Below are 18776 nucleotides of genomic sequence, written 5' to 3'. Positions count from 1 at the left end.
AGCAAAATGAATATACCATACGATTTCTGTATTAAAACAGCGAATGCTTTATTGTTATAAAAACCATAAACCCTATCATAAACATAGAACCTAAAAAAACCATTCCTCCTTATGACGAAATGGTTCTCTTAGGTTTTACCGCCTTTTCTCTGAAGATCGTTTCTATGATGCTATCACAAATGAGACTAGTTATTGTTTACTTTCTCTGTTACTTCTTCTTCATATGTATCTAGCAGCCTTCGTGCTTCTTGTTCATCCTCACAGCCAAAATATGCCAATGGATAACATATCCCATGTATCTGATTCAAAAAAATCTTACCAGCCAATTCCATAGGGCCCCCATACTTTGCACAGCGAATCGCTGCACGATAAACAGCAGGTTCATCCAGTGCGAACACATCCTTATCACAAGGAGCATCATCACAATCCCAACAGCCAGCAATACCTTTTACCTTGCAACAATGCTGTTGATAACAACCTGTCTTCTGCATATGCCTTGCCAGTGTTGGATCATTGGATTTACAGCCTTTGCAAAACCAAGCATCTGCACAAAGCGCACATGCCTTTCCGCAATACCCCAGATTATTCCTTACATCCTTTTCATTCATTCGTGTTACCTCTGTCTTATATCGTTATGCATTTGTTATCTTTATTATAGCATAGGCGATAGATAAAGTAAGCCATTTACTCAGCTTTTTTCATCATTTAAAAACTGTTTCAGCGTAATTAAAAAGTCACAGAAGGTTTCCTTTTGTTCATTTGAAAGACTGCGAAAAAACTGGATGATCGCAACTTCTTTTTCATCTACCTCCATTAGCTGTTTTTCTTCCATACCACACCACTCCTTCGTTTTATATAGTATAGATTTCCTTAGCAGTTGTCCATAGATAATCTGCTATAAATAGCAGATTCTACATCCTATTCACCATAATTTCTGATAATTTTACAAAAATTGTAAGTTCTTATATTAAAAAAGCTTTTCCATAATTTTATAACCATATGAAAAGAATATAGGACATGTAGAATCTTTTAGGCTCTAAGCTTTAAAGCTTGAAACATTGAATAATTTTTCTAGCTCTCTAAAGTGCTGATGAATACATCTGGTTATACTAGACATATCGATGTTTCCATAAAAAAGAAAACAGCGCCGTTGGCACTGTCACTTAATTAGTTTGCGAATCTGTTTGGCTGTCTGAATAAAATCCTTCTTCCCACAAGCATTTAATCCATCCAACAAGGCCATATACTCCAGCTCATCCTTTTCCTTAACAATACGATGTGGATTATGAAATTCCGGAATTAATAAAATCTGATTCATATTAATTTCCAACGTCAAACAGATATGGGTTAGTATATCTAATGGCGGCTGTGTATTCCCAGTCACATAAGACGAAATCGAACGTTGTGTAGAACCTACGATTCCCGCTAATTCTGATTGTGTCATATGTTTCCGTGCTAACCCTTCTTTGATCGCATAACCAATTGCTTGGTTGATCTCCGTTGTTTTTGCCATACTCCCACTCCTTAAGTATGTACATTATAAAATATTTTGATTAAACATTCTCTACGATGCCAAAATAAAGAGTATTATCGTCTATTTATTTTTACAAATCCACTATAATGTATATTTTTTAGAAAGATTGTGTATATCTGCATAATTTTGCTACGCCTCACTCCTTCTTTCATGGTATACTGAATGCAAAGAAAGAAGGTGCATTATGGAGTTTTTTAAAACCTATCACGAAGTTGTGATGAAGGCGATGGAAAATGCCACAAAAACCAATGAAGATGCCATTGAAAAAGGCGCAAAACTGATGGCAGATGCTGTCCAAAATGGTCATACCTTATATACCTTTGGAACAGGCCATTCCCACATGATCGGTCAGGATGTGTACGCAAGAGCTGGTGGTTATGCAAAAATTTATCCAATCATTGAGATTGAGATGACTTTGGCAACCCATCCTACCAAGAGTACCCATGTGGAACGTACGGCAGCTTACGCTGATGTATTGGATGTGTTATATCACATAGAAGATGGAGATGTCATCATCGCCACAAGCAACTCCGGACGTAATCCTTTGGTGATTGAGTATATGATGCGTGCAAAAGCAAAAGGTGCTAAGATTATTGCGATTACTTCCTTATCTCATTCAAAGACGATCAAAAGCCGTCATGAGAGTGGTAAGCGTCTGTTTGAGTTAGCTGATGTTGTCTTAGATAATGTCGCTCCTTATGGCGATGCCGGAGTGGATATTGATAAGGAAACACGTATGGGGCCAATCAGTACGCTGACCGGATGCTATCTGGCACAATTGCTGATGGGATGCTTTGTGGAAGATTTGAAACAGCGTGGGGTAGATGCTCCCGTGTTTAAATCCAGTAATATGGATGGAGCAGACGCCTATAACCAAAAGCTGTTTGATGCCTACGTTATTAAAAAGTAGAATGCTTTGCAGGTAACAGATTCCCTGGGAGATTGAAAAGCGATTTGATCTTTACCTACATAGAAAACAAAATAGAAAAGCTGGTTGTAGACAGTAAGTGAATCCCTAAGTTTAGACATCCAAGGAAAGGAAGTCAGTAATACACTTACGAACCAGCTTTTTTTGTATGCTTTTTTTATTTAAACGATGCATGCCTTAAGCATGAAAGACAAGATAGGCGGCCCCAATCAATCCACAATCTTCATCCAATTGTGCTTTTACCACCTTCACATTATCTTTTAAGGCATCATATACTTTTTCTTTCACACGTGCTTCCATCTCTTCAATAAAGCCCTCTATCTTTAATGCTACACTACCACTTAAGACAAAGATATCCGGATCTAAAACAGCATAGAAAGTCGCCATTAAATTTGCCAAATACTCCTTGGCATCCTCCATGATCTGCATTGCTGCCACATTGCCCTGTTTTGCCAAATCATTGACTTCACCGGCATGCGCAACCGTTAAACCGGCTTCTTGTGCGCGTTTGGTAATGGCAGTACCACTGGAAATAGATTCAATGCTGCCTTTCTTTAAATCCCCTTGTGAAGGTCCATCTTTCCAAAAGATACAATTCGCAATTTCTTGGGCAAAGCCCCGGGCACCATGGAAAAGCTGTTTATCAATAGCTAAACCAGTACCGATACCTGTCGATATCGTTAAAAACTGTACATGCGAATATCCTTTTCCTGCCCCGATTGCAGCCTCTGCCAAACAAGCCAGATTTGCATCATTTTCTAAAATAACCGGCACTTGACACACTGTGGATAACTCCTTGGTAAGAGGAAGATGATGCCAGCCAGGAAGATTGGGCGGAGTTAAGACTACCCCATGTACCAGATCCAAAGGCCCCGGACAAGATACGCCAATCCCTTTTACCGTATGTCCAAAAGCGGCAATCGTATCTGCTATCCTTTGAAACGTGATAGCAGGATGAAGGGGATCTGTCGCAAACTGTTCGCGTTGTAAAACTTCATAAGCTTCATTAATCAGTGCTACTCTGGTATTTGTACCACCGATATCAATACCCACTGCATAATTCATAAATTTACCTAGTATAAGAACATCCTTCCTATACCTATCCTTTCTTTCATATTTTTTAAGTTGTACTGCCTGTTTATAAGGATTCCTTTAAAAGCTGTACTAGCAATATCCTTCTTGTGCATGTGCCACCTGCATCAGCCAAAGTATGCTTTTAGTCATAGCAATTAACATCCAGCTAAGGATCTATCTTCAGCCAAAGTATGCAATATTAGCAATTGACAAAAACCTCACCAGTAGCGCACAACATCCATCACAGCACTTAAACAGACATCTTTCACTAAGAAAAAAAGGGGACTTTCATCCCCAAAGCAGATTATTCGTAATAGCACTTCACTTTGTCGTTGGAGTTGAACAAGCGAATTTTTTCTTCGACTACTTTTCCACAAGCTTCCATTGCGTCTGGATAGATTTCCAGTGGTTCGCGATAGCCTGGATTTTCTGCCAATGTCTTACGACACTGTGTATAGAAAGCAACCTTGATATCGCTAGAAATATTGATCTTGCAAATACCATTTGCTACAGCTGCCGCAATTTCTTCATCCTTGTTACTAGATCCACCATGTAATACCAATGGTACATCTACCTGATTTGTAATGTCTTTTAAGATGTCAATGCGTAATTCTGGTTTCATATCTTTTGGATAAATACCATGTGCGGTACCAATTGCTACAGCGAAAGTATCAATACCCGTATCTTCAATAAACTGTTTTGCTTCTTCTGGCACGGTATAGATAACACCCTCCGTTCCACCTTCAATAGAATTGCCGGTAGTACCAATGGTTCCCAATTCAGATTCTACGGATACATTTACGATATGTGCGGTTTCTACAACCTTCTTTGTAATCGCTACATTTTCTTCATAAGGCAGCTTAGATGCATCGATCATAACCGAAGTCATACCGGCACGGATAGCACGTACAGCAGTTTCATAAGAATCTCCATGATCAAGGTGGATACATACCGGTACATCTGTCTGTGCTGCTTCATAGATCATTGCCTGAATCTGTGCATCTCCCACGAAGTTAAATTCATCTGGACTCATTTCCAGGATAACCGGACTCTTTAATTCTTTCACTTTCTTCATTACAACCTTTAACAGCTGGTCTGAACCGATATTGAATGCAGGTACAGCAAAGTGATTCTTCTGTGCGACTTTTAATAAGTCTTTCATATTCATTAACATAAGTTTTCGCTCCTTTTTCCCTTACAGGGATTTCCCTTGTGATTTTGATAGTTTGATGTAATGCTTAATGATTTCCTGACTGTCTTTTTCTACCTGATGCATCATTACCCAGTAATTGATGTCAGGGTCTTTTGCTAACTGTTGTTTGATACTTGCGACATTGGCATTCATGAAGTCACAGCCAACGTTGATTTTATTAATACCATATTGAACACAATTTTCTATATTCTGATCCCCTGAGCCACTGCCGCCATGCAGCACCAATGGCATGTTTGTTAATGCTTTGATTTCTTTTAGACGTTCAAAGTCAAATTCCGGCACATAGCCTTTTGGATAATTGCCGTGTGATGAACCAAAGGAGATGGCTAAGGCATCCACTCCGGTTTCTTGGGCAAAACGCAATGCCTGTTGCGGATTGGTTTTCATATCCTCATTCGTAAAGTTATCCCCTGCACTTGCGCCCATGCAGCCGATTTCCCCTTCTACACTGGCGTCAAACTGTTTGGCGAAGTCAACGATTTCACGCGTCATGCGGATATTTCCTTCTAGATCATAACGTGAAGCATCGACCATAACACTGCTGTAACCATCTTGCAGGGCTTTTTTTAACAGCCCGACATCTTCACCATGATCGAAGTTTAAGGCAACTTCAACACTGGCACGGTTTGCTAACAGCTTAACGATTGGCGCAATCAATGCACTGTCACAATGATTGACCATATGCTCCTGCACAATGTTCACAATGATTGGAGCACGCAGCTCTTGTGCTGCGTTGATAACGGCACGCGCCGTTTCAATATTAAAGCAATTGATGGCCATAACGGCATAGTTGCCTTCATTGGCACGTTGCAACATGCCTTTCATAGATACGTACATAGAACCCCTTTCTGTTGAATGTCACGATTGGCACTGGTTAAGCGTAGGTCGTTTGTTTGAGAGGGCAGGAACAACCCCTTATATCGTCCCTTTCACCTTCAAGGTTTAGCCACCTTTTCTTAGATAGCACCAATCGTGTTTTTTTCAACATGTCATCTTAGGAAATCTTGATATCAGATAAATCCATTTCCTCTTCTACTTCTTCTTCCTGTACTTCATCAGCAGCAGTTCTTGGTTTCTTGATCAATACCAGCAGAATCGCTGTTACACAAGTACCTGCCAATAGCGCAAACAATGCACCGATTGGATTTGACATTGCCGGAATTACGAAGACACCACCAGATGGTACAGCACTTGCAACACCTAAGCTAAAGCTAATAGCACCACAAACACCACAGCCGGTTGCTGTACAGATGACCGTACGAATCAAGTCGTTCATAGCAATTGGAATAACACCTTCACTAATCATGCACAGACCCATAGGGAAGGCAACTTTGATGTTTTCTACTTCGGTTGAAGTATAGATGTTTTTCTTCATGAATTTAGAGAATACGAAGGATAAGGTAATACCTAGTGGAGGTACCATAGCAGCTAATACTTTAATTGCTTCTGGTTCCTGGATTCCTTCCAGTAACAGACCATCACAGATTAGGTTAGGTACTTTACTGATAGGTCCACCAAAGTCGATACAGCCAAGTGCACCGATGATGAAGCCATACAGAACTTTTGCGCTCTTATCAAGACCAGTGATGAAGTTTGTTAAGGCTTCTGTAGCCCAAACGATTGGTGTACCGATAACGAAGTACATCAGCAATCCACCAAGAATAGCAGATAAGGTTGGAATGATCATCATAGGCATTAAAGCTTCTGCCCAGTGAGGAACTTTCAAGTTCTTGCGGATGAACAGTGCGATGTAACCAACGATGTAACCACCGACCATACCTCCTAAGAAGCCAGCTCCTAAGAAGGATGCGATCTGTCCCATTAAGAAACCTGGGGCGATACCTGGACGATCAGCAATCGAGTATGAGATGTAACCGGCGATAAAGGATGGCAATAGGCCCATTCCCAGAACACCAAGTGAAGTTAAAGCACTTGGAATTGTCATTTTACTTAAATCTGTAACAACTTCGCCACCCATTAAATTACCAATGGCAATCAATAGACCACTTGCTACAACCAGCGGCAGCATGTAGGAGATGGCAGTGAGGGCATGTCTTTTCAATTCTGCTCCCAATTTTTTCATTTCAATTTTCCTCTCTTTCCTTATTTGTTTAATTCAGCTTCGATTTTCTGAAGTAACTGTTTTGGCGCTTTTACGCAAACATTGGTTGGAACCTTAACAGTTCGTTTCCCCTCAAATCGTTCTGTTCCCGTGATGGCAATGTCAATTGCCAGGATGACAACATCGGCAGCTTTGATTTCTTCCGGTGTTAATTCATCTTCGGTTCCAATAGTCCCTTGAGTTTCTACGTGAATCGTGTGTCCCAGACTTTCAGCAGCACGAATCAGTTTTTCTTTCGCAATATACGTATGAGCAATACCGGATGTACAAGCAGCAACAGCAACTATTTTCATTTGTACGTCCTCCTTTCTTAACTGTCTATATTATAATCGTAAGAAAGGAGATGGGATTATTTCTATGGGGCTTTTTAATGCGGTAATTTTTCCCTTATTTTAAAAAGGGGCGGAAATAATAATGCGGTATTTTTTGAGGTTATGGGAAAAGGGGCAGGAAGAATAATGTGGAAGTTTTTTGGAGTAAAGATAGAATTGATTGTGTGATGAAGGTGGTAGGGATGGATGGAGGAAAATGCGAAAAGAAAAGATGCAGGGTGTGGCTGCATCTGAAAAGGAATCTTTAACGTATGATAACACATTTACAATTAATAATGATATAAATGATTTATCATGCTTCATAAGACTAGAAGAGACTTTAATAAGAAATAATATCCTTTTTCATTTGATTTAACAGTACTTGAAAAGCAAATAGTTAGTATTTCTTGGGTATCCAAAAACTTTAAGGGTCTATTTCGTATTACAAACAGGGTATGTGTTTATTACTTTTATAATATTTCATGGTTATGCTTTCTACAAAAGGAGGGGCACATAGATTATTCTTATATATTCAAATTGTCAAATTACTTGATAATAGCTCTATCAGTATCGATAAGGTTGAAGTTGTTGCCTACACTAAATATATTTTATTTTATGACCACTTGTCCCTATATACTACCCTGATTTTTCATACAAAGATTGAGGGGAGAAAAGAAGTATATTCAGATATTGTTCCTGTTTTTAAGCCAAAGAAAAGGTTAAAAATAGGAACTTTCAAAGTAGAATCAACGGGCTTTCGCTTAGGTGAAAGGTTTATTAAAATTATATTTGATAATGCATTGCAGTATAATGTGGATGAAATTTATGTAACTTTATTTAAAAATAGAAAAGAATTAGATTTACTAAGAAATCTTTTATTTAGTTGGGGCTTCTTTATCCATGGAACTAAGAGAACGGGAGATTGCGAGGAGTTAGTTATGGTTAAAGAAATGAAGTCTTATGATATGCAAAAAAGTATAAAAGAAAATTTTCCACTTCTTAATCTATCCACTAGTAAATTTATTCATCCGATTTATCCAGAATATCACACTGATTTATTTCCAGATTCAATTTTGAAGACAGAAAATGAAGAAAATTATCTTGATAACAAAGCACATAGATACTCGTTAGAAAAGATATATATACAATGGATGCCGTTAAATGGTGCAAGACCTGGGGATTTGGTTCTGTTTTATAGAACTGGAGATAATGGGACAAATAAAAAATATACATCAACCATTACTACATTGGGTGTTATAAAAGAAATAAAAGTTAATTTTACAAGTTTCGAAGAATTTTTAAATTATTGTGAAAATAGAAGTGTTTTTTCTTATCAGCAATTAGATTCTATTTGGAAAACTAAAGGAAGTTTTGTAAAAGTAATAAAGTTTATATATATAAAGAGTTTAACCAAAAGACCAATTCTTAATGACTTATATGAGTTGGGAATTGTTTCTAGAGGTTCAGGTGTTAGATCTTTTACGAGGATTGATGATAATGAATTTTATAAAATTTTAAAAATAGCGAAAACAAAACTAAAATAGAGGAGGTTATTAACAATGTGTAAAATATTATTGTCGATAAATCCAAGATATGTTGAAAAGATATTAAGTGGTGAGAAAAAATATGAATTTAGAACTAGAATCGCAAAAAGAAAAGTAGACTCCATCTTGATATATAGTACTGCTCCAGTAAAAAGGGTTTTAGCAGAAGTAACTGTTAAAAAAGTATTAAAGGGATCACCAGATGAATTATGGGATATAACGGAAAAGTATTCAGGAATAGATAAGAAATTTTTTGATAAATATTTTACGAAAAGAGAACTTGCATATGCGTATGAACTGGGGGAAATAACTCGTTTTGAAAATCCAAAAAAATTAAGTGAGTTTGGTTGTATAAATGCACCACAGTCATTTATTTATATATACTAAACTACCATATTTTTTGCATAGTATATAGAACTTTTTATAATTTATAAAAAGTTAATTATTAAAGATATCTAAATTATCATAGATTTAGTAAAAGGTTGGCTATAATTTTTGGTATTCTAAATTGCGTGTTACTTCTAAAGGTTTAGGCATATTTCTTAGCACGAAATGATTTCTTGTAAACCAAAGTATTAGTATCTAGCTTAAGAAAGGATAAGATTCATTAAATAAATCTTACAGTTATGCATATCCATTTCTGCTAGCTGATAATAAAGACAATATGGGTAATATCCTGTAAAATCAAGTGCTTGATTTTTCTCTTATTGTTGCCTTTAGAACGTATTTTATTTATAAAAAACCATAAATAGAATCATTAGTTGAGCAAACATATGCTTCCTCATCATATTTTTTAATAAACCATTTTTGAAAACCAAGATAATCATTTTTCAAAGAATCAAAGAAAGGGTCATTTAAATTTACCTTAGAAAATGTCGTTTTCTTTACTGAGAGCATATTATAATTTTTTAGCTGAGGATTCTCATCCAAACATTTTGATAAAAATCGATCTATGCTATATACTCTACTCTCCAAACCTAAACATTTTGCTTTTTGCATAATTTTTCGGTCTTCAGTAATCATTATATCTACTCGCTCTTTATAAACTTCAAAAAGAAGGCAATCATCAATATAGTCGTTTTCTTTTGTATTTAAATGCTTAATTTTGTTTATAAATGTTTCTTCAATTTCTAATAGAGATTTTAAAACAACATAACTTTTTAGTTTAATAGAGAAAACATCCTTAACTTCTTTAACTGCAAATTTCTCTATTTCTGATATTGTATAAGGATGTATAACTTTTTCAATATTTAATTTATCTAACCAATAGTATAGCTCTCCAATTCCCTTATTGCTAACTCTATTATTCTCACGATGAATAATTATATTTGTATCTAATAATGCTTTCATTTATATTACCCCCTCTTTCTCTAAAAAAGAGATTATTGTATTTTCATCACTTTCATCAAAAGTCATATTGTGAATGTGCAGAGGAATATTCAGTTGTTTTGAGACCATTATTGCAGTTTCTTTTTCTTTTATCTTTAATTGTTCAATATCTTGAAATAAATATTTTTTATTATCTCTTTGAATTAATTCTCGAACAATTTCTTTCGTATCTCTTTCTAAAAGAATAATCAAGTCTATATCCAAAGCACTATAGGTGTCTATTGGTAACTGTATTACATAATTATTGTTATCGAAAATGCAAAAATGTCCATTCAACAATATTTTTTCTACATCTTTTAATTTTTTTATCTTAGAAATTAGTATCTCTTGATTTCTTTTTTCATTTTTCACTAGTTTATTTTTCCCATACTTTTCACCATTTACTTGAGATATAATATCACTCGCAGAAAAGAATTCAATTCCTACTTTATTTTTTATTTTTTCACAAAGTGTTGTTTTCCCTACACCATAAATTCCTGCAATAAAACATAACTTTTTTAACATAAAGTTTCCTCCTTTCATATCTCTTTTTATTTATATATTATATCATATATTACCGGCCTATTTTTATCTTTTCTTTTTTTCTTTGAATATAAAATTTAGCTTATTATTTTTAACTTTGATCTATAATAAACTTTAAAAAATATTCTCTATCTAATCCGTTTTCTTAATTTCAAGATTAGTTTTTTCTTCTTTCAAATAATTTTCTTCTAATAAAGGACTTGAATAAAGTCTTCTGATTTCTTAGCAGGCTCCAACATCTAGATTTCTGCTGCAACTGGTTCTTTATTTTACTGGATAAAAATCTTTCATAAAAAAATTTATCTATCTTTTTTAACTGCCTAGTACCCCATTGCCTGTAATATGTCCAACTTAACTCTGAATGCGTTACTTTTTGGAAAAGTCAAATAAAACTGTCCCATATGCTACTTTTTCATTGCCGTAATTCTATAGACTTAATCCCTTGCCATATTCAACATATTACTAAATTTCTCATTCATTTAACATCTCCCCTTTGACTATATAATTCTTTACATTGCAAACATTTATACTCTTTCTATTTCTATCTAGCTTCTTTACTATCTTATTGTATAAATTAAAATCTCCATAATTATAATATTAAATAGATAGCAAATATATATTAAAAGCTATAAAATTATCTAAATCACCTTGATTTTTTAAACTTATATTTAGTGTTTTTTGTTCCTTCTCTTTTCCTCTAATCCAATCTATTACTTCAAATACAAATGCACACTCTTTTATTTCATGTTTCATTATAAAATAATACTTATTATTTTCAATAAAAAATTCTAAATCAATCTCTCCATTTATATAGAATAATTCAAGATACAAATCCAATATTTTTATTACACTCCATGTCAATTCATGATATGTATATAAACCATGTATTCCCGGAGTCTTATATATACATGTTCCAACTTATTTCTCATAAAGTTTAATTTATTAATTGTCTAAAATGGAAACAATCCTATATAAGTTAAAATTGAGTTTTCTTTTCAAACTTCAAATTTTTCTTATCAAAAATTCTTTTTATTTTCAGGCTTTCAAAAACATATCCATTTCACAATCTAATGCTCTCCTTAGATTCGAAACAGCATTTACTACTCCTTCTTTTGTTTCAGCGTAATTACATTTTCCGCAAATTCAAAAATTTCCAGATAATATCATATTCAGGAATATTTATATTTGAACCAATACTCCCATCACATTCTATTTCATCTGACCGTAAAATAAATTGGACAATATCTTTCACCTCGGTAATGTTTTCAATAGTTTAACCTCACAATATCTTATCAATCTTTATCGCTTCCACTTTCTCTGTTGTCAGGTGTTTCCTTGGCTGTTTCAATTTATTCACCGCATTGAGAGCATCGTACACAGGCAAATCTAAATCTCTCTTAATCTCTACATTATATGCGATATGCACCTTAAATCTATACTTTTTATTATTTCAACTCACTCTTTTGACTTATATGTTCTCTTTTTCAGCGATCGCTTTTAAGAGCTTTGTCCTTACCCTCGTAACTCAATTTTTACTTTAACATGAATATCTGACTTTTTGTGGGAAAGCAGTACTAACGCATAGCTGAATTTCTGCAAAATCAAAGTAACCCGATACGATATTATTAAGAATTTTCTATTCTTTATCATTAAGATAATTCTTTGCAATACTTATATCTTTTAGTGCAGGAAAATCACCAGATATACTTTTTAATCCCATAAAAGGCTTACTTACATCTGCACGCTCATATATAACTTCCGCTGCTGTATGACCATGTGCTGCATAGTGCAATTTGTTTTCTACCATCTTAAAAAATGCAATAGATTCACTACTCTTAGGATTATAGTCAACACTTGTTGCATGCAAATCAAGCACCTGACGATAATACATAACCTTTCCAGAGGAACGAATATCCCGAATGCGGTCTAATAACTCCTTCCAGTAATTACCGTCACCCAGATTTTTCAGTCGTTCATCGTTCATTGTAAAACCTTTTATCATATACTCTTTAAGGCGTTCGGTAGCTCAACGACGAAAATTTGTGGCAATATTAGATTTTATTCTGTATCCAAGAGATATAATCATATCAAGATTATAGTGTATTGTATTATAACTCTTTCTGTCAGCTGCAGTTGTTCGGAATTTTGGAACAACTGATTTTTCATCTAACTCTTCCTCTTCAAAAATATGCTTAATATGTTCGCTGATATTAGATTTACTGGTTTGATAGAGTTCACATAATTGTGCCTGTGTAAGCCAAACTGTCTCATCTTTAGATTTTACATCTATTGTAGTCTGTCCATCTTCTGTTTGATATATGATGATTTCACTGTCTTAATGTTTAAATCATCTTTACTTTTCTCTGCCATTTGATTTCCTTTCTACTTTTATATTTATGAATTATCCTCTTAAGATTTCATCTATTTGCTCCGATTCAATTCGCTCTTTTAAATAACCAATTTTTGTTTCAATATAGTTTTTATGTTTTATCCACTTTAAACCTATACAGTTCGGTAACAATGATTCGAGAAATTCAATCCAAGCTGAATACATAGGTACTGCACTGCCTGACCAGCTCCATGAAGTCGGTATTAATGGTACCCTTTCAAAGTCTTCAAACAACGGATTATTCTCAAGAAAGAGCACTATATACTCTTTTTTTCTTTCGAACTCTAATTTTGACACAACTGAAAATAGGCAATACATTTTTGTTTCATCATCACAGAATCGTTGAATACATTGCCGAATCCACATATCTTGCCTTTCTAACAACTTTTTCTCATTTTGTTTTGGCAATAATAAAGATTCCAAAAAATACGGTACTAACAACGTAGAATATTGGCATTTTCTTATCAATTGCTCAAAAATTTTATTATATATTTCTACAAAATCGTCCAAATCAAAAAAACAACAATGCCTTTCTTGATTGTCTGTAAAAGAGTCCCTATTTATTAAATAGTCTATATACTTGTCTAGTATAGAAGATCTAACCGAATATATTTCCTTCAAAAATTGTCCATCATAATCATGATGGTTATCATATAACAACAATGTACAATATATTTCCTCAAGCAATTCTAAATTACAATTAAATTTTTGAATCACTTCCTTTGGTGTATTATGATAACAATTAAATAACAAACCAAAATAAATATCCACTATAAAGAGGGAATATTCTTTTTTTGTCAAAATAATTTTGCAACCTTCTATTAATGCTAGTTCATCTATTACATTATACTTCTCGAGAAAATCCACATCACGCATTGATGATGAAGTAATATCTCCGTCAGAAGTATCTTTCAAAAAGGCATAAAGCCCATGTAGATGTTTTTCTGTAATTAATTCTGGCGGTAATTCATGATAATATGCATATACCCAAACATTTTTCTGACTATACTCTTCACCAATAATAATTTCATACACTTCCAAATCGGACAATAAGGAAAATAGAGTATCTACTAAATGATATGGATGTAAATTGTTTGGTGTATCATTTTTTATATAATATTTAATTGCATCAACATAGCAATCTTTTTTATCAGAAATAGCATTAAAAGCAATACCTAATCCTTCACCAACCTTCCAAGATGAATGAGCATCAAATTCAGAAATATCACCACAAACATCGATTAGCTTCTTAAACATTTCTAAATCACAATTCGAAGTGTATTGATTAATTGATTTCTGCTTTAGTTTTTCACGTTCTTCGTAATCGACTTCTATTTTGTAATCTGGTCCTTTAAGAAGACAATATAATTGAAAACTCTCTCCTTCAAAATATTCAGAAAACAAGGATTCACAAGAACAATCTACGCTACTAATAACTTGCACTATTTTTTCCGCCAAAAGACAATTTTCTAATTTATCTGGCAAAAAATTTGACTTCAAAATTAATTTGATATATTTTAAATCAAATTGCAAAACGGGAATGCTTACATCCTCGATAATGTCACCATAAGAACTAAGAATTTTTCTAACTTTTACACTATATCTTTCAATTCCACACAAAGAAGATAAAGATTCCCAAATTAAATTTCGATATTTTTCAACACCTTCAGACATAACTAATGGAATTTGATATATGGTTACTGTATTTTTTCGCCCTTCCTCTGCCGGGGAAAAATGTAATTTCAAAAATTCTTCCGCTATTTGCAAAAAGAACCTAACAATAAATTCTTCATTCCAGTTATCTGAATGTTCTTTCATTTTTTCAAAAAAAGTTATTTGAGTGTAAAAATCATAGTACACAGAATCTCTGTTAATGCCAAAATATGTATTAACTGCATGATAAAATTCCATAAACAAATCTGGTCGCTTTAGATAATATTGAAAGAACAAATCACAGGCTGTTGGCAAATCACTCATATCTGCAAATCCACCAAGAATTTTAATAATATCGTTTTCTACATACTGATAGTTTTTTCCTTTTTCAGTATCTATATCGCCCCATTCACAAATCACTCTTTTTTCAGACTCAATTTCATTTTGTAAAAGCAAAAGTGTTTCCGTAGGATTAATACGAAAAAAGACTTTTACAAATTCAAAAAAGATTGGCGATTTTTCTGTTGATAATTTATCCCATAATAACTTTATTTCTTTCACCACAAAATTTAAAAGAGCTTCATTTCTAAAAATATTAAGTAGCGTATTAACGGAAGAGATAATTCTCTCTCTGTAGCTTGAAAAACAAGTTTTAATCATTTCCGACAAACTAAGTATTTTCTTATCAAAGAAAACATATTTTAATAAATAATTAGACAAACATTGCTCAGAAAAATGAACAGCTTTATCATTACAAAGATCGACAATTTCTTGCTCGTGAAGCATACGTATATTTTCAATAAAACTATCTCGACTTAACCCTTTTTCCTGTAAAATCGGTAGAAGTGCATCAATGCGTTCTAAATGAATTGCTTCCAGAAAAGCAATTGTACCAGCAGTTATACACATATCTTTGTTAACAAGTAATTGATAATCTTCTAAAGCAGCACCATAATAATCTTCATATAATTGTGACACATCATCAATAGACTCCAAACGATTTGAATTGCATGCCACCTTCCCAGCAAGTATAGCAATACGAGCATTTCCTTCTGCAATACTTATAATTCGTTCTTGATAGTCTTGATTCACAATGCCCAATGAAGTTTCAAGCAATTCCTTTATCTCGTTATCTGAAAATACATTTACATTCACAATTTCATATGAAGTGATTTCTCGAACATCGTTTATTACTTTTTGGAGTGCATAATCCCTCACTGTAATAAGTATTTTTACATTATATCCCTTTGGTTTCATACTAACGTAACGGATAATATGCTGCAGTCCTGACAATTGATTTGCATCATCGATAAAAAGAAAATAGTTTCCTGATCTGTCTAAAAAAAGTTTCAAATCCTCATATATTGGTAATGCATTACTGTGAATACAGTAGATCTTTTCGTTCTTAGTATCTAGATGATTTTTTACATAATGCAAAGCTAAACGGGTTTTTCCCGTTCCTGCCGAACCACTTAGTATAACAACATCCACTTTCAGATAAGCATCGTCAATATCTTGAAATTCATTTTCTCTGAATAAAAATTTAGTATCAATGGGAGCAGCCATTCTATTTGAATTGTAACTATTAACAAATTCATCATATGATTGAATTTGATCCGTACTTAATGATATTCCTAAAAAATCACGTGAAAGATTATGATGGAAAAGATATATATCTTCTGCAAGCTTATCAATTCCAATAATTGTAAGCTTGACTCCAACATCTTCACATAGTTTTTTTACTTCACTATCTTGAAAGGGTGTAAGGTTTGATGAAGTATGGCAATAAATAATTTCAGAGATTTTATTATGTGGAACACCTGTCTTTGCTGTATCAAGACATTTGTCAAGGTCATCCCTAATTTTTGAAAATAAGTTTGTCCTTTGAGTTGTGTATTCAACAAAAACATACTTTCCATCCGATGTAATAAAATAAGTATCAGGTGTACCTAAAGTGGTCTTTCGTGTACCTGCTTCTCCACCAAGAGATACTATACTCGGATAACCTATTTTATATAAATAAGAATCACAAAGATTTTGAAATGAACCTGCATCCAGTTGTAGTATTTTTTGTTTAATACTTTCAATATTAGCCATAATTACACCTCTACTATTTAAAACCCTTTTATCCCACTAAATCATCTTAAAATATTTAAACGCATCTTTGATTGCCTCTTCTTTTTCTATTGGACAAATTGGTTGTTTTAAGTCTTCTTTTTTAAGGTTTATTATAATTTTTTCTTTCTTTAATTCCACACTTTTCTTTTACCTGTGCTATATATAAGTTCAAAACCTTAAATCCGTACTTATTAAAAACATATTGTTTTATATTATAGTAAGTTATTTTACACTCTTAAGAAGTTAAATCCAACTAATCGGCTTGCAATTCTATGTCGACATGTTTTTTCGTCTTAAGTTTTGAAAGCAGTACTACCGTCTCAACTGTTGTTTCGTTGTCCCAACTAAGTTCCTGAATTTCTTCACCGTCAAAAAATACCGGAAACTTAAATTTTATATGCTTCAAAAATCTTCCGTTCGGCTGTTCATCCTCGTAAATATCAACTCTTTCAACAAAACTGTTCATAAATTCTTTTTTCTCCATATCGGTGAATTTATCATACAGTTTGTCAAAGTACAAAAGATATTGATACACTCCATCCTCAGAAATTTTCTGCTGACGGATATACTCTTTTCTGGATACTATATCATCGATCAGACTTTCCAGTCGTTCAATCTCATCATACAAACCATTTAACCGATCCTGCATATCCTGATACTTCCTGTCATACATTTTATCAGAAATATCCAGATTGTCCATCTGTTGTCCTAACCTATTTTTAGCTCCCAATACTTGCCGCAGCTGTTTTTTCAAGTTCTCATGCTCTGTTTCCAATTCTCCGGTATCTATCTTAGAATTGATTTTTGCACGTATAGCGGCTTCAAATTTCGGATTATTCACCAGCTTTTTAATAACTTCTGCTACCGCATCATTTACTTTTTCTTCGTTCCACTGCTTCCGGTAATCACATTTATGACCATTCACATAATACCTATGCTTGCAGGCATAATAAAAATAATCCTTATAAAATGTTCCGTCTTTTTTCTTCTTACGGTTTACATTTCCATACATTCCCTTTCCACAAATTGGACATTTAAGAATTCCGGACAAAATATGTTCATGCTCCAAACTATGGATTTTCTCATGCTTTACTCCATTTATATTTCGTTTCTGTTTTGCCAAGTTCCAATCATCTTCGGAAATAATGGCTTCGTGAATACCATCACTTAATATATAAGAATCCTGCTTTACAATACGGAATTCATTTCTCTTGCCTGGCACTCTTTCAGTTTTCCTTCTTCCAAATGCCAATTTACCACAATAAATAGGATTATCAAGGACACCCTTTATAAAAGAAGTAGCAAACGCATCCAACGTATTATTCTGTCTCTTTTTCTTCTTGTAGCCATGCTCATTCAGATAGGCTGCAATGCCATTTACTCCCATATTGGTATGAATATATTTATCAAAAATAATACGAATGATTTCTGCCTCATCTTCTGCAATTTCCAGTTCTCCATTTAACAGCTTATATCCGTACGGAGCAAATCCGCCGTTCCATTTGCCATCTCTCGCCTTTTGTCTGCGCCCCTCCATTGTCTGTACCAGAATATTTTCACGTTCAATTTCTGCTACCGCAGACAGAACAGAAATCATCAGCTTACCGCTGTCTTTAGAACTGTCTATACCATCTTCAACACAGATCAAATTTACTCCAAAATCCTGCATTCTCTGCAAAGAATTAAGTACATCTGCAGCATTTCTTCCAAAACGGGATAACTTATATACCAAGACAAACTCTACACGATCTTTACCTTCTTCAATATCCCGAAGCATTTGCATAAATTCCTGCCGTCCTTCAATACTTTTTCCTGACTTTCCCTCATCCGAATACTCTCCGACAATCACCATTTCCTGAAAATCTGCATATTTTCTCAATCTTTCTTTTTGTGCTTCCAAGCTGTATCCTTCTACCTGCATAGACGTAGATACCCTTGTGTATATATAACATCTTCGCTTTTTCATTTATATTCTCCAT

The 18776-nt window shown here is 33.9% G+C and carries 16 protein-coding genes and 1 pseudogene; 3 read left to right on the top strand and 14 right to left on the bottom strand.

What is annotated here, in order from left to right; all coding sequences use genetic code 11:
* Positions 1-185 precede the first annotated feature (185 nt).
* From LI241_RS06565 to LI241_RS06555, 3 genes are all read right to left on the bottom strand, one after another.
* Complete coding sequence (locus LI241_RS06565) at positions 186-608, bottom strand: DUF3795 domain-containing protein (RefSeq protein WP_008689619.1); 423 nt, start codon at positions 606-608, stop codon at positions 186-188.
* Positions 609-688: 80 nt separating this feature from the next.
* Positions 689-832, bottom strand: coding sequence for a hypothetical protein (locus LI241_RS06560; protein ID WP_008689621.1), 144 nt, complete (start codon positions 830-832; stop codon positions 689-691).
* A gap of 327 nt (positions 833-1159) precedes the next feature.
* On the bottom strand, positions 1160-1513 hold the full coding sequence (locus LI241_RS06555) for a helix-turn-helix domain-containing protein (RefSeq protein ID WP_008689622.1): 354 nt from the start codon (positions 1511-1513) through the stop codon (positions 1160-1162).
* A 205-nt stretch (positions 1514-1718) separates the two neighbouring features.
* On the opposite strand from LI241_RS06555, the gene LI241_RS06550 reads away from it, so the two are divergent.
* Positions 1719-2444, top strand: coding sequence for a sugar isomerase domain-containing protein (locus LI241_RS06550; protein WP_008689623.1), 726 nt, complete (start codon positions 1719-1721; stop codon positions 2442-2444).
* Between the two features lie 195 nt (positions 2445-2639).
* Here the strand turns inward: LI241_RS06550 and LI241_RS06545 are convergent, their stop codons facing one another.
* The 5 genes from LI241_RS06545 to LI241_RS06525 form a co-directional block, all read right to left on the bottom strand.
* Complete coding sequence (locus LI241_RS06545) at positions 2640-3527, bottom strand: ROK family protein (protein ID WP_008689624.1); 888 nt, start codon at positions 3525-3527, stop codon at positions 2640-2642.
* A 313-nt stretch (positions 3528-3840) separates the two neighbouring features.
* Positions 3841-4710, bottom strand: coding sequence for a ketose-bisphosphate aldolase (locus tag LI241_RS06540; protein ID WP_008689625.1), 870 nt, complete (start codon positions 4708-4710; stop codon positions 3841-3843).
* A 21-nt stretch (positions 4711-4731) separates the two neighbouring features.
* Positions 4732-5586: a class II fructose-bisphosphate aldolase gene (locus LI241_RS06535; protein ID WP_008689626.1), complete on the bottom strand. Its 855-nt coding sequence runs from the start codon at positions 5584-5586 to the stop codon at positions 4732-4734.
* Positions 5587-5743: 157 nt separating this feature from the next.
* A complete protein-coding gene (locus LI241_RS06530; RefSeq protein ID WP_008689627.1) occupies positions 5744-6832 on the bottom strand; it encodes a PTS fructose transporter subunit IIC in 1089 nt (362 codons plus the stop codon).
* Between the two features lie 20 nt (positions 6833-6852).
* Entirely contained in the window at positions 6853-7164 is a 312-nt protein-coding gene (locus tag LI241_RS06525) for a PTS fructose transporter subunit IIB (RefSeq protein ID WP_008689628.1), read from the bottom strand.
* A 506-nt stretch (positions 7165-7670) separates the two neighbouring features.
* Between LI241_RS06525 and LI241_RS06520 the strand changes: the two genes are divergently transcribed.
* Both LI241_RS06520 and LI241_RS06515 read left to right on the top strand, forming a co-directional pair.
* Positions 7671-8726 (top strand): hypothetical protein, encoded by a 1056-nt coding sequence (locus tag LI241_RS06520; protein ID WP_008689630.1) that lies wholly within the window; start codon positions 7671-7673, stop codon positions 8724-8726.
* 15 nt (positions 8727-8741) lie between these two features.
* On the top strand, positions 8742-9113 hold the full coding sequence (locus LI241_RS06515; protein WP_008689632.1) for an ASCH domain-containing protein: 372 nt from the start codon (positions 8742-8744) through the stop codon (positions 9111-9113).
* A 345-nt stretch (positions 9114-9458) separates the two neighbouring features.
* Here LI241_RS06515 and LI241_RS06510 read toward each other — a convergent pair whose 3' ends face one another.
* The 6 genes and pseudogenes from LI241_RS06510 to LI241_RS06490 all read right to left on the bottom strand — a co-directional run bounded on the left by LI241_RS06510 (position 9459) and on the right by LI241_RS06490 (position 18763).
* Entirely contained in the window at positions 9459-10076 is a 618-nt protein-coding gene (locus tag LI241_RS06510) for a PIN domain-containing protein (protein ID WP_008689633.1), read from the bottom strand.
* On the bottom strand, positions 10077-10619 hold the full coding sequence (locus LI241_RS06505; RefSeq protein ID WP_008689635.1) for an ATP-binding protein: 543 nt from the start codon (positions 10617-10619) through the stop codon (positions 10077-10079).
* Positions 10620-12273: 1654 nt separating this feature from the next.
* Positions 12274-12825: pseudogene (rhuM, locus tag LI241_RS06500) on the bottom strand (RhuM family protein).
* Between the two features lie 213 nt (positions 12826-13038).
* Positions 13039-16776: a hypothetical protein gene (locus LI241_RS06495; RefSeq protein ID WP_008689638.1), complete on the bottom strand. Its 3738-nt coding sequence runs from the start codon at positions 16774-16776 to the stop codon at positions 13039-13041.
* A gap of 36 nt (positions 16777-16812) precedes the next feature.
* A complete protein-coding gene (locus tag LI241_RS15800) occupies positions 16813-16935 on the bottom strand; it encodes a hypothetical protein (protein ID WP_255616379.1) in 123 nt (40 codons plus the stop codon).
* A 115-nt stretch (positions 16936-17050) separates the two neighbouring features.
* The gene (locus LI241_RS06490) at positions 17051-18763 is read right to left on the bottom strand and encodes a recombinase family protein (protein WP_120173315.1); all 1713 of its coding nucleotides are present in this window, start codon (positions 18761-18763) and stop codon (positions 17051-17053) included.
* Between the last annotated feature and the right edge of the window lie 13 nt (positions 18764-18776).

The sequence above is a fragment of the Longicatena sp. 210702-DFI.1.196 genome, from assembly GCF_020563125.1.
Classification (GTDB): Bacteria; Bacillota_I; Bacilli_A; order Erysipelotrichales; family Erysipelotrichaceae; genus Longicatena; species Longicatena caecimuris.
Note: the sequence above shows the minus strand (reverse complement) of the source record. Positions and strands in the feature narration are given on the sequence as shown.

What these genes read in the sequence shown, in the direction of transcription:
- LI241_RS06510 (WP_008689633.1), bottom strand. Translation starts at nt 10,076, where the DNA reads ATGAAAGCATTATTAGATACAAATATAATTATTCATCGTGAGAATAAT.
- LI241_RS06555 (WP_008689622.1), bottom strand. Translation starts at nt 1,513, where the DNA reads ATGGCAAAAACAACGGAGATCAACCAAGCAATTGGTTATGCGATCAAA.
- LI241_RS06550 (WP_008689623.1), top strand. Translation starts at nt 1,719, where the DNA reads ATGGAGTTTTTTAAAACCTATCACGAAGTTGTGATGAAGGCGATGGAA.
- LI241_RS06495 (WP_008689638.1), bottom strand. Translation starts at nt 16,776, where the DNA reads ATGGCTAATATTGAAAGTATTAAACAAAAAATACTACAACTGGATGCA.
- LI241_RS06565 (WP_008689619.1), bottom strand. Translation starts at nt 608, where the DNA reads ATGAATGAAAAGGATGTAAGGAATAATCTGGGGTATTGCGGAAAGGCA.
- LI241_RS06535 (WP_008689626.1), bottom strand. Translation starts at nt 5,586, where the DNA reads ATGTACGTATCTATGAAAGGCATGTTGCAACGTGCCAATGAAGGCAAC.
- LI241_RS06515 (WP_008689632.1), top strand. Translation starts at nt 8,742, where the DNA reads ATGTGTAAAATATTATTGTCGATAAATCCAAGATATGTTGAAAAGATA.
- LI241_RS06525 (WP_008689628.1), bottom strand. Translation starts at nt 7,164, where the DNA reads ATGAAAATAGTTGCTGTTGCTGCTTGTACATCCGGTATTGCTCATACG.
- LI241_RS06530 (WP_008689627.1), bottom strand. Translation starts at nt 6,832, where the DNA reads ATGAAAAAATTGGGAGCAGAATTGAAAAGACATGCCCTCACTGCCATC.
- LI241_RS06520 (WP_008689630.1), top strand. Translation starts at nt 7,671, where the DNA reads ATGCTTTCTACAAAAGGAGGGGCACATAGATTATTCTTATATATTCAA.
- LI241_RS06560 (WP_008689621.1), bottom strand. Translation starts at nt 832, where the DNA reads ATGGAAGAAAAACAGCTAATGGAGGTAGATGAAAAAGAAGTTGCGATC.
- LI241_RS06505 (WP_008689635.1), bottom strand. Translation starts at nt 10,619, where the DNA reads ATGTTAAAAAAGTTATGTTTTATTGCAGGAATTTATGGTGTAGGGAAA.
- LI241_RS06545 (WP_008689624.1), bottom strand. Translation starts at nt 3,527, where the DNA reads ATGAATTATGCAGTGGGTATTGATATCGGTGGTACAAATACCAGAGTA.
- LI241_RS06490 (WP_120173315.1), bottom strand. Translation starts at nt 18,763, where the DNA reads ATGAAAAAGCGAAGATGTTATATATACACAAGGGTATCTACGTCTATG.
- LI241_RS06540 (WP_008689625.1), bottom strand. Translation starts at nt 4,710, where the DNA reads ATGTTAATGAATATGAAAGACTTATTAAAAGTCGCACAGAAGAATCAC.